The sequence below is a fragment of the Litoreibacter meonggei genome (assembly GCF_003663885.1).
Taxonomy (GTDB): Bacteria; Pseudomonadota; Alphaproteobacteria; order Rhodobacterales; family Rhodobacteraceae; genus Litoreibacter; species Litoreibacter meonggei.
The window spans coordinates 651,693-663,294 of record NZ_RCCE01000001.1 but is presented as its reverse complement, the minus strand read 5'-3'; the positions used below and the strand labels follow the sequence as shown (position 1 = coordinate 663,294).

11 protein-coding genes are annotated in these 11,602 nt (G+C 58.0%); 10 read left to right on the top strand and 1 reads right to left on the bottom strand.

The genetic code is table 11. The features are described 5' to 3' along the window. Positions 1-16 precede the first annotated feature (16 nt). The 3 genes from BCF46_RS03255 to BCF46_RS03245 all read left to right on the top strand — a co-directional run bounded on the left by BCF46_RS03255 (position 17) and on the right by BCF46_RS03245 (position 2,049). Entirely contained in the window at positions 17-388 is a 372-nt protein-coding gene (locus BCF46_RS03255; protein ID WP_121021649.1) for a hypothetical protein, read from the top strand. A gap of 122 nt (positions 389-510) precedes the next feature. Beyond that, positions 511-1,467, top strand: coding sequence for an NAD(P)-dependent oxidoreductase (locus BCF46_RS03250; RefSeq protein ID WP_121021647.1), 957 nt, complete (start codon positions 511-513; stop codon positions 1,465-1,467). 60 nt (positions 1,468-1,527) lie between these two features. Continuing rightward, the gene (locus BCF46_RS03245; RefSeq protein ID WP_121021645.1) at positions 1,528-2,049 is read left to right on the top strand and encodes a hypothetical protein; all 522 of its coding nucleotides are present in this window, start codon (positions 1,528-1,530) and stop codon (positions 2,047-2,049) included. 38 nt (positions 2,050-2,087) lie between these two features. Here BCF46_RS03245 and BCF46_RS03240 read toward each other — a convergent pair whose 3' ends face one another. Beyond that, positions 2,088-3,518 (bottom strand): Glu/Leu/Phe/Val family dehydrogenase, encoded by a 1,431-nt coding sequence (locus BCF46_RS03240; RefSeq protein ID WP_121021643.1) that lies wholly within the window; start codon positions 3,516-3,518, stop codon positions 2,088-2,090. 327 nt (positions 3,519-3,845) lie between these two features. On the opposite strand from BCF46_RS03240, the gene BCF46_RS03235 reads away from it, so the two are divergent. The 7 genes from BCF46_RS03235 (at position 3,846) to BCF46_RS03205 (ending at position 11,542) form a co-directional block, all read left to right on the top strand. Next, on the top strand, positions 3,846-5,321 hold the full coding sequence (locus tag BCF46_RS03235) for a TadE/TadG family type IV pilus assembly protein (RefSeq protein ID WP_121021641.1): 1,476 nt from the start codon (positions 3,846-3,848) through the stop codon (positions 5,319-5,321). Between the two features lie 44 nt (positions 5,322-5,365). Next, positions 5,366-5,905: a TadE/TadG family type IV pilus assembly protein gene (locus BCF46_RS03230; protein ID WP_170157849.1), complete on the top strand. Its 540-nt coding sequence runs from the start codon at positions 5,366-5,368 to the stop codon at positions 5,903-5,905. After that, the gene (locus BCF46_RS03225) at positions 5,902-6,483 is read left to right on the top strand and encodes a TadE/TadG family type IV pilus assembly protein (protein ID WP_121021637.1); all 582 of its coding nucleotides are present in this window, start codon (positions 5,902-5,904) and stop codon (positions 6,481-6,483) included. Before BCF46_RS03230 ends, BCF46_RS03225 begins: the two co-directional genes overlap by 4 nt. A 106-nt stretch (positions 6,484-6,589) precedes the next feature. Further along, positions 6,590-7,843 (top strand): sarcosine oxidase subunit beta family protein, encoded by a 1,254-nt coding sequence (locus BCF46_RS03220; protein WP_121021635.1) that lies wholly within the window; start codon positions 6,590-6,592, stop codon positions 7,841-7,843. 9 nt (positions 7,844-7,852) lie between these two features. Next, a complete protein-coding gene (locus BCF46_RS03215) occupies positions 7,853-8,113 on the top strand; it encodes a sarcosine oxidase subunit delta (protein WP_121021633.1) in 261 nt (86 codons plus the stop codon). Next, on the top strand, positions 8,110-11,016 hold the full coding sequence (locus BCF46_RS03210) for a sarcosine oxidase subunit alpha family protein (protein WP_121021631.1): 2,907 nt from the start codon (positions 8,110-8,112) through the stop codon (positions 11,014-11,016). Before BCF46_RS03215 ends, BCF46_RS03210 begins: the two co-directional genes overlap by 4 nt. Next, positions 11,009-11,542: a sarcosine oxidase subunit gamma gene (locus BCF46_RS03205; RefSeq protein ID WP_170157848.1), complete on the top strand. Its 534-nt coding sequence runs from the start codon at positions 11,009-11,011 to the stop codon at positions 11,540-11,542. The genes BCF46_RS03210 and BCF46_RS03205 overlap by 8 nt, the downstream gene beginning before the upstream one ends. Positions 11,543-11,602 lie beyond the last annotated feature (60 nt).

The window sequence follows — 11,602 nt, the reverse complement described above, 5'->3', positions numbered from 1 at the left end:
TGGGCTAAGAGGAGATATGGAAAAGGTAGTCGTTGATCAATTGGTAGCGCGGATTTCGGCGCTGTTGCACGAGAAACTCGGGATGCGTGGCGCGTCGCTTGAGGCGCGTGTGCGGCGTGCTGGTCGTGCTTTGCCACGCCGCGTGAGGCGGGCAGCGAAAGAGCTGGTGAACGCGGAAAGCATGGCCCAAGAGCCAAAGATGCTGCTACGCCTTGATCCGCAGCAGGTCAGCGCCGCCTATGATACCTGCTTGATGTATTTGGAAAACATCGACGAGAGGGCCCTGAAAACCAAGGCCCTCTTCGGGTTCGCTGCCAGCGTGATCGTGCAGGTCATCTTGATCGCAGCCGTCGCCCTCGCGGTGCTGCGCTGGCGCGGCTACATCTAACGCGCCGGTTTAATGAACGTGTCGCTACGCACGACCCGATCGCGAGCGCATAGTGTCGGCTTTGGGATAGACCGGTCGCTGGTCGTCTTTCATTTTCGCGTTGGAAATCAAGGAGGCGGATTATGCGAATAGGGTTTATCGGGTTGGGTAATGTCGGGGGCAAGCTGTCGGGCTCGCTTCTTCGCAACGGGCATGACGTCACCGTGCGCGATCTGGACGAGGGGTTGGTGGCAGCCGCCGTAGCCAAGGGCGCGAAGTCCGCGGACAGCCCGCGCGCGCTTATGGAAGCCTGCGACGTGGTGGTAACCTGTTTGCCACACCCGACAATTTCGGCCGAAGTGGTTGAAGGTGAAGGCGGATTGTTGGAAGCCACCGGTCCCGGCAAAATCTGGCTCGAGATGTCCACGACTGATGAAGCAGAGGTGAAACGCTTGGGGGCCAAAGTCATGGTCACCGGTGCGGCGGCGGTGGATTGCCCTGTCTCGGGGGGCTGTCACCGTGCCGATACTGGCAATATTTCGATCTTCGCTGGCTGCGACCGCGCCACGTTCGAGCGGATATTGCCCTTGTTGACCACAATGGGTCGCCGAGTTTTGCATACCGGGGATTTGGGATCTGCTTCGGTCTTGAAAGTTCTGACCAACTATCTGGCGACCGCCAACCTGATCACCTGCGCAGAGGCATTGACTGTCGCCAGAGGCGCGGGAATGGATCTGAACGTGGCCTACGAGGCGATGAAGATCTCCTCTGGAACGTCCTTCGTCCATGAGACTGAAAGTCAGGTTATTCTCAATGGTTCGCGCGATATATCTTTCACCATGGACCTTGTCTTGAAGGATATCGGGCTGTTTCAGAATGTTGCGGACCGCGCTGGTGTGCCATTGGAAATGAACCCGCTGATGATCCAGATCCTTAAAGACGGGATCGAGCGCTATGGCCCGCGCGAGTTGTCGCCGAATATCATCAAGCGGCTCGAGGACGTGACGGGCCTCGACGTCACAACGCCCGGCTTTCCGGCGGAAATGGTGGATGATGAGCCGGAGGAGGAGGGCTACGAGGTGGTCCCGAACCGCGGTTGAAGGGCTGGCATCTAGCGGTGCCGCGCGCTAAGCGGGACGGGCGCAACAGGAAGTGAACTCATGTCTGACCCTAAGACCGACACCCCCTCCGAGGTTATTGCCGGATTAATCCCGTCGGCGCCGCGCCGCATGTTTGGCACGGTGGTTCTATATGCGTTGGGTGCGCTGCTGTTTTATCTCGTGATCGCGCAGCCGCCGGAGGGGCTTCACTTGGTCTTTCTGCTGGTCGCGATTGGCGCCGCTTCGATCTACGGTGGCTACAAAATGTGGGACGTCACGGGCCACATGATTGAGCTGACCGAGGAAGAATTGCGTTTATCTGACGGCAGGGTGATTTTCCGCATGGAGGATGTGCTGAAGGTGGACCGCAGTTTCTTCGCGTTCAAGCCGTCAAACGGGTTTCTGGTCACGTTGAAGGTCGCTTATCCGAACACATGGGCACCGGGTTTGTGGTGGCGTTTTGGCAAGCGCGTCGGTGTCGGCGGGTTAACGTCTGGTGCAGAAGGCAAGTTGATGGCCGACACGATGGCGGCGATGATCGCGACCCGAGACGGGTTGGTTGATCTGGACGGCATTAGGTAGGGTCGGGCAGGGCGCTGTCGCACCCCGCCCGGATTGATTTACAGACCTTTGGCGCGATAGCTGCTTGCGATGCGATCTATCGCCACAAGATAGGCCGCGATCCGCAGGTCTTCGACATCATCACGCCCGTGCCACACGGCGCGCATCGCCTGATAGGCAGTGCGCATCGTGTCATCTAGGCCGGAGCGCACCAGCTCGATCTCCCCCGCGCCGCGCAGGAAGCGGGTTTTGAAGTCGGGGCTTAGCTCCCAGCCAAGTTCCTTATCCGCAGACAGGCGCTCCAATTCGTTGATCAGCAGCAGGTGTTGCGCCTCTTCTTGACGTTTGCCCATCCGGCCAAAGCGGATGTGGCTCAGGTTCTTGACCCATTCGAAATAGGACACCGTCACACCGCCTGCGTTTGCATAGAGGTCGGGGATGATGACGCAGCCTTTCTTACGCAAAACTTCGTCGGCGCCAGAGGTGATCGGGCCATTGGCGGCCTCGATGATCAACGGGGCCTGCACGCGGGAGGCGTTAGACAGGTTGATAACCCCTTCAAGTGCCGCCGGGATCATGATGTCGCAAGGCGCTTCAAGAATGCTTGCGCCATCCTCGACATAAGTACCCTCAGGGCAATCTTTGACGCCGCCATGTTCGGCGATCCACGCGCGCACGGCTTCAACATTCAGGCCACTCTCGTTGGTCAGGGCGCCGTCGCGTTCAATGATGCCAACGATGATGGAGCCGTCTTCCTCAGACAGGAACTTCGCGGCGTGGTACCCCACATTTCCGAGGCCCTGAACGATGATCCTCTTGCCCTCAAGTGACCCGGAGAGGCCCGCCATGGCGATATCCTCGGGATAGCGGAAGAACTCCTGCAACGCATATTGAACGCCACGACCTGTGGCTTCCACGCGCCCCGCGATACCACCGGCATTCAGCGGTTTGCCCGTCACACAGGCGCGGGCGTTGATGTCAGTGGTGTTCATCCGCGCGTATTGGTCGGCGATCCACGCCATTTCGCGCTCGCCGGTGCCCATGTCGGGGGCGGGCACGTTTTGGCTGGGGTGGATCAGGTCGCGCTTTGCCAATTCATAGGCAAAGCGGCGGGTGATCTGTTCCAGTTCATGCTCGTCCCATTCGCGGGGATCAATACAAAGCCCGCCTTTGGACCCGCCGAACGGTGTTTCGACCAGCGCGCATTTGAAAGTCATCAACGCCGCAAGCGCTTCGACCTCATCCTGGTGGACGTTGGGGGCAAATCGGATGCCGCCTTTAACCGGCTCCATATGCTCGGAATGCACCGCGCGGTAGCCGGTGAATGTGTGTATCTGCCCCCGCAACCGGACGCCGAAGCGGACGGTGTAGGTCGCGTTGCAGACTCTAATTTTGTTTTCCAACCCCGGCTTCAGGTCCATCAGGGCGACAGCCCGATTGAACATCAATTCGACGGATTCACGGAAGGAGGGTTCGTTTGGTGTGCTCATGGCATCTCTCCTGTCACGGCAGGTGTTAATAAATCGCTTAAGAAATAGGCGATATAAAAAATCAGCCTAGAGAGGGTCTCCTAGTAAAGTAAGTGGTTATTAATATTTATGTGATGTGTTGAACTGATTCCGTGGATAACCCTGCCCATTGGTTCGCTTGCGGGAACAATGCCCGCTAAACCACTGAAAAGTTGCTGAAAACACCTGTTAACGGCCCTAATTTCGCCCAAGTTCGTCAAATTATAGCCATAGTACTCATGCTTATTGGCTGTTGGACGAATTGCGTCCGGGGACATCGGTGCGTGCTGGCACCAAGGAAGGGCAGTCATGAGTGACATGCGTAAAGTTAGTGACAACGCCCCTGTGAATGCGGGGCAAAAATCTGGGCTGCTCGGCCAGATAAAGCAACGGCTCACCGGCCGTACGCGCGGTTTTGCGCGTGAAGAAAATGGCACGATGCTCATTTTTGGACTGGTTATTTTTCTCATGACGCTGATCGCGACGGGCATGGCCATCGACTTCATGCGCCATGAAAACATGCGAACGCGATTGCAGGCCACTTTGGACCGCGCCGTTCTTGCGGCGGCTGATCTGGACCAAACCAACGACCCAGAGGATGTCGTCGAAGACTATTTCGCGAAATCAGGGCTCACCAATTACGACCTGACGATTGATGTTCAGCAGGGTTTGAACTTTCGCACTGTGACGGCCAATGCCTCCAGTACAGTGGACAGCATGTTCCTCAACATGGTGGGCATCGAGAGCATTGATGCGCCTGCCGGTGGTGCCGCCGAAGAGCGGATCAACAATGTCGAGATTTCACTGGTGCTCGATATTTCGGGCTCAATGGATGACAATGACAAGATCGAAAACATGCAAAGCGCGGCGGAAGAGTTCGTCGATACGCTGATCACGCCAGATACCGAAGACTTGGTGTCGATTTCCATGATCCCTTACACGGGTCAGACCAATGCCGGCGAGAAATTGTTTAGCGCGCTTAACGTCGACCAGGTGCATGACTACTCTTATTGTATTGAATTCGAAGCGAGCGACTTCACCTCGGTGCCGCTCAGCTTCTCCAAGCAATATGAGCAGGCGCAACACTACGAATATTCCAGCAAATACTACGGCTCTGCTTATAACTACAAAATTCAGAACCCTTGGTGTTCGGACAAAGGCAGCGAAGAGATCAAGGCGTTCCAGAACAACAACAACTCGCTGAAATCTGTGATTGCCTCTTATGAGCCGCGGACCGCGACAGGCATCCACTATGCGATGAAATGGGCTGCTGCGCTGCTGGATCCGAACATGCGTCCGGTTGTCTCGTCGATGATTGCAGACGGTGATGTCGATGCGAGTTTTTCTGGCCGCCCTGCAAATTATGACGATGAGGAAACCGTCAAGGTTATCGTGCTGATGACTGACGGGATGAATGTAAACCAGTATCGTATCAAGAACTGGGCTTACAACTCGACGTCGGAATACGCGCACTGGGCCAAGTACACCTTGTGGTACTACCTCTATAACTACGTCTACTCGAACAGCCGCGGCGACTATTACTTCCGCAAACACAATTCTGGCACGGCGGATAACCGTTTGGCAGCTATCTGTGAGGCGTCGCGTACCGCTGGTATTGTCATCTTCTCCATCGGGTTCGAGATTAACAACAATCCGTATGCCAAGGGCGTGATGAGCAATTGTGCAACTTCGGACAGCCACTTCTACGCTGTTGAAGGTGTTGAAATTAGTGATGCATTCGGTGCCATCGCCCGTACCATTAACCAGTTGAGGTTGATCCAATGACGCAACGCAAGCCTTCCCGGCTCGTCCGGACATGGCGCCGCCTTATGGGACGTGAAGACGGCAACGCCACCATCGAATTCGCCATCATCTTTCCCGGGTTCTTCTTAATCTTCATGGTCATCTTCGAACTGGGTATGCTGATGACGCGCTACATGATGTTTGATCGGGCCTTGGATATTTCGGTACGCGAAATGCGTCTGTCCGAGAACCGCGCTTTCACCAAGCAGCAGGTGAAGCAATTGTTGTGCGCGCAGACCGTTATCTTGGCCAACCACTGCCTGAACGACGTGACGATCGAGCTGGTGCGCCTGTCTGACTTGTCTGGCGCGAGCTGGACGTTTCCTCCTGAAACTGCGCAGTGCAGAGACTATGGAAATGACGTAATTCCGGTCACGCAATTTGATAGCCCGACGAAAAGTAACGAAGTCGTATTCGTGCGCGCTTGTATGTCGATCAAGCCGTTCTTCGAGTCTGCCGGCCTTGGCGCATTCCTGACGCGCAACTCAACGCCTGACCGCTTGAACATGATCGCGATGTCGGCCTTTTCGGTCGAGCCGAACAACTGGGTCGGGAGCGGATCATGAAACATTTGATGTCTCGTTCACTGGCCCCGTTCGCACGATTCATTCGTGATACACGGGCATCCGCGACGGTCGAGGCCGTTCTGATCATGCCCCTGCTACTGGCGTGGTTCGTCGGCAGCTTCGTGTTTTTCGACGGCTTCAAGAACCGCAACATGGCTCTTAAAGCGACTTATACCATCGGCGATATTCTGTCGCGGCGCACCGAGGGCGTTACGACAGGATACATCGGCAACCTTCAGCAGTTATACGATCGGCTTGCCTATACAACCGGCAGCTCCGCGCTGCGTGTGACCAGCCTGACCTGGGACGGGACTGATCACGAGGTGCTGTGGTCACGGTCAAGCAAAGGGACATTGTCGACGCAAACCAACGCAAAGGTCAGAACAGCCGCGTTTAAGGACCGGGTTCCATTGATGGCGGATGGCGAAACGGTGATTTTGGTGGAAACCTTCACCGACTATAACCCCGCCTTCGACGTCGGTTGGAGCCACCGCGTGTTCGAAAACTTCGTGGTAACCTCACCGCGCTTCGCATCTTGCCTGTCATGGGATGACGGCACCAACGTGCCAAGCTGCTAAGCGTAAGCGGCGTTTTCGTCGCTGCACAACAAATCAATGTCGGGCAGGGCCTTTCGCTCTGCCCGTTTTGCTGTTTTTCTACCCGTGGTGATCACGGGAGACTTCCATGGGCTACAACGCCTTCCAAATCCTCAAAGAGGGGCTGACCGGAAACAAGGGCTGGCGCCCCGTCTGGCGTGACCCCGAACCGAAATCCGAATACGACGTGATCATCATCGGCGGCGGTGGGCATGGCTTGGCGACCGCTTACTATCTGGCCAAGAACCACGGCATCAAGAACATCGCGGTGCTGGAGCGCGGCTATATCGGCGGCGGCAACATTGGCCGCAACACCACTATCGTGCGCGCCAACTATTTCATGCCGGGCAATTCCGAGTTCTACTCCCACTCCCTCAAGCTGTGGGAAAACATGGAGCAGGATCTAAACTACAACACCATGCATTCGGGGCGGGGGCTGATTAACCTGTTCCACTCCGACGGTCAGCGCGACGCCTTCGCGCGGCGCGGCAACATGATGTGCAACCAGGGCGACGACGCGATCCTGCTGGACCGCGAAGGCGTGCGCAAACACCTGCCGTATCTCGATTTCGAAAACCACCGCTTCCCCGTCTATGGCGGCCTCTACCACCCGCGCGGCGGTACCGCCCGTCACGATGCGGTGGCATGGGGCTACGCCCGCGCGGCCGATCAGCTTGGCGTTGACCTGATCCAGCAATGCGAGGTCACCGGCATCGACGTGAAAGACGGCGTGGTCCAAGGCGTCCAAACCTCACGCGGAGCAATCCGCGCCAAGCGCGTCGGCATCGTCGTCGCAGGCCGTTCCTCCCAAGTCGCCGCGATGGCGGGCCTCGACGTCCCTATCGAATCCCACATCCTGCAAGCCTTCGTCTCGGAAGGCCTGAAACCCACAGTCGATCACGTCGTCAGCTTTGGCATGGGCCACTTCTACCTCAGCCAATCCGACAAGGGCGGCTTGGTCTTCGGCGGCGATCTCGACTTCTACGCAAGCTACGCCCAACGGGGCAACCTGCCGATGATGGAGCATGTGATGGAGGCCGGAATGGCCCTCGTCCCCGCCCTCGGCAAGGCCAAAGTGCTGCGCTCTTGGGGTGGGATCATGGACATGACTCCCGATGGCTCTTTCATCATCGACCGCACCAAGGTCGACGGCCTCTACATGGATTGCGGCTGGTGCTACGGCGGCTTCAAAGCTGTCCCTGCGTCCGGCTGGTGCATGGCGCATCTGATGGCCGAGGACAAACCCCACGAGGTCGCCAAGAAACACACATTCGAGCGCTTCCGCACAGGCCACGGCCTGATGGACGAAGAGGGCACCGGCTCTCAACACAACCTGCACTGAGGACGAAACATGCGTATCAACTGCCCCATCTGCGGTGACCGTGACCGGCGCGAGTTCTATTACCTCGGTGCCTCCGATTACCTCAATCGTCCTGCCGAAGGCGATCTGGACGCGATCCATACATATCTCCACATCCGCGAAAACCCAGCGGGCGTGACGAAAGACCTCTGGCACCACGAGGCGGGCTGCTCCAGCTGGCTGGTGGTGGAACGCAACACCTCCACCCATGAAATTCACAGCGTCACACTCGCCAGTGAGGTGACGAAATGAGACATGACACCAAGGGCCTCATCGACCGTGCAGAGCGGCGCAGTTTCACTTTCGACGGCAACACCTATTCCGGTTTCAAAGGCGACACGCTCGCGTCAACGCTCCTTGCAAATAACGTCCACCTTGTAGGGCGCTCCTTCAAATACCACCGCCCACGTGGCCTCATGTCCGACGGAACCCAAGATCCGAACGGCTTGGTCGAGCTGCACCAAGGCAATCAGATCACCCCGAACCTACGGCTGACAGGTCAAGAACTCGTAAACGGCCTCGATATTCGGTCGCAAAACCACTGGGGAAGTCTCGACTGGGACGTGCTGGAGTTGAACGACCTCGTGTCGCCCTTCCTCAGCGCGGGCTTCTACTACAAGACCTTCATGTGGCCCAAAGCCTTCTGGGAAAAGATATACGAGCCGATCATCCGCCGCGCCGCAGGGCTTGGACGCCTGTCGATGGAGAACAACTCCGACCGCTACGACAAAGCCTTCGCGTTTTGCGATGTGCTGGTCATCGGCTCCGGCCCCGCTGGCATTATGGCGGCACTCACAGCCGCCAAAGCTGGCGCGCAGGTGATTTTGGCCGAGGAGGATTTCATCTTCGGCGGTCGCCTAAACTCGGAGACTTTCGAGATAGGCGGCAAGCCCGGTCACATCTGGGCGCAGGACCAAATCGCCAAACTGGCGGCGATGGAAAACGTCCGCCTGATGAAACGCACCACGGTGACGGGGGCCTATGACGGCGGCACTTACGGCGCGGTGGAGCGTGTCTCCCATCACGTCCAAGACGCGGGCGACGCCCCGTTGGAGACTTTCTGGCGCATCGCCGCCAAAGGCTGTGTCTACGCGGCAGGGGCGATGGAGCGCCCGATTGCGTTCCAGAACAACGACCGCCCCGGCGTGATGATGGCGAGCGCCGTGCGCGGGTATCTGAACCGCTATGGCGTGGCCGCAGGCAAGCGCGTGGCATTGTTTGGCAATAACGACGACGCCTTCCGCACCGCGCAAGATCTGGCCGCAGCAGGCGTGCATATCGTGGCCTATGTCGACAGCCGTGCGGATGCCGACATCACCGGCGACTTCCCGATCTACAAAGGCGCGCATGTCACCAATGTCAAAGGCCGCAAGCGGGTCGAGGGCGTCACGATCTCCGGCGCAGGCGACATCATGGCCGATTGTCTGGGCGTCTCCGGCGGCTACAACCCGACGGTGCATTTGCCCTGCCACATGAATGGGCGTCCGCAATGGAACGAGCAAATCGCCGCCTTCATTCCGGTGCCGAACATGGTGCCGGGAATGGAGGTGGCAGGGGCGGCTGGTGGCACCTTCTCCACCCATGGATGCCTGAAATCCGGCGTGTTCCGCGCTAAGGAAGTGTTAAAGTCTTTGGGGCTGGAAGGCCGCGCACCTGCCATACCGAAAGCCGACGCTTCGCAGACGCAAATCCGACCGCTCTGGACGGTCCCCGGAAAGGGCCGCGCATGGCTCGATTTCCAGAATGACGTGACCGTCAAAGACGTGAAACTCGCGGCGCAGGAGAACTTCAAATCCGTCGAGCATATGAAGCGCTACACCACCCAAGGCATGGCGCCGGATCAGGGAAAAAACAGCAACGTCAACGCGTTGGCCGTACTTGCTGATGCAACCGGTCGTGGCATCCCCGAAACCGGCACAACCACCTTCCGCCCGCCTTATACCCCCGTCGCAATCGCCGCGATGGGAGCCTACAGCCAAGGCCACGGCTTCGCCCCTCAACGCTTCACCACCAGCGACGAATTATCCCGTGAAATCAACGCCCCGATGATCGAAGCGGGCTTGTGGTACCGCCCCAGCTACTTCCCCAAAGACGGCGAAACTCACTGGCGTCAGTCCTGTGACCGAGAGGTCAACATGGTGCGCTCGGCGGTGGGGATTGCCGATGTGTCCACCTTGGGAAAAATCGACATTCAGGGGCCGGATGCAGGAAAATTCCTCGATTTTCTTTATATAAATACGTTTTCCACCCTCAAACCCGGCAAGGTCCGCTACGGCATCATGCTGCGCGAGGACGGCCATGTGATGGACGACGGCACCACCTCCTGTATCGCCGAAAACCACTACGTGATGACCACGACCACCGCCGCCGCAGGGCAGGTGATGCGGCATTTAGAGTTTGTTTCTCAATGCTTACGCCCCGATCTTGACGTACAGTTTCTCTCCGTGACGGAAGCATGGGCGCAGTTCGCGGTCGCTGGTCCCAAGTCGAAAGACCTGTTGTCGCAGGTGCTAGACGCGGCACCTGACTTGCCTTTCATGGGCTGCGGCGATGTTGCCATCGGCGGTGTCAAAGCCCGCCTGTTCCGCATCTCGTTTTCTGGCGAACACGCCTACGAGTTGGCCGTTCCTGCCCGTTATGGAGAGAGTTTTTTCAAAGGCTTGCTAGCCAAAGCTGAAGCGATGGGTGGTGGGGCTTACGGGATGGAAGCGCTCAATGTAATGCGCATCGAGAAAGGCTTCCTCACCCATTCCGAAATCCACGGTCGCGTGACGGCGGGTGATGTCGGCATGGGCATGATGATGTCCAAGAAGAAGGATTTCATCGGCAAAACCGCCGCGATGCGACCCGGCCTGATGGAGGACCGCGAGGAACTCGTTGGCCTCAAACCGGTCGGTGCGGTCAAGGAGCTGAACGCAGGCGCGTTCTTCTTTGCGTCTGACGCCGACCCCATCCGTGAGAACCAGCAGGGCTACACGACCTCGGTGGGCTTCTCGCCACAGCTGGGGATGATCGGTCTGGGCTTCCTCAAGAACGGGCGCGAACGACATGGCGAACAGCTAAAATTGGTCGACCATCTGCGCCATGTCACCACGCAGGTGGAGATTTGCCACCCCGTGTTCCTCGACCCTGAAGGGAGCAAAGCCCGTGATTGATCTTATCGCAAAATCCGCCGCCGATGGGCTGCTTCCGGTCACCATAGGCTCAATGACATTGACCGAACTGCCACTGCGCGAGATGCACTCTATCGCGCCGTTCAAGGGGGCGAAAGTCTCCGCTGCGTTGAAGAAAGCTACTGGTGTTGGTTTGCCAGATGTTGGTCGAGGGACTGCAAAAGGCGGCGTTGAAATTCTGTGGACCGCCCGCGGGCAATATTTCTTGATAGGTGCAACTCCGCCCAAACTGTCTGCCGCGATCACCGACCAATCCGATGCGTGGTGTGCGGTGGTGCTGTCGGGCGAAAGCGCTCCACAGGTCATGGCGCGGGTCTGCCCCCTCGACTTGGGTCGAATGGGCGAGGGCGACGTTGCCCGCTCTCTCGTCGGCCACATGACAGCGATCATTGTTAAACGAGCAGATGGCTTTGAAATTTTGGTCTTCCGCGCCTTCGCCAAAACGCTGGTGCACGAGTTGCGTGAGGTCATGGTGTCGGTCACTGCGCAGGCGGCTTTGCCCGACTAAGGACGCGACGAATAATAAACTGCATCACTGGACTTTGGGGCCGCGCGGCCCGATATTCTG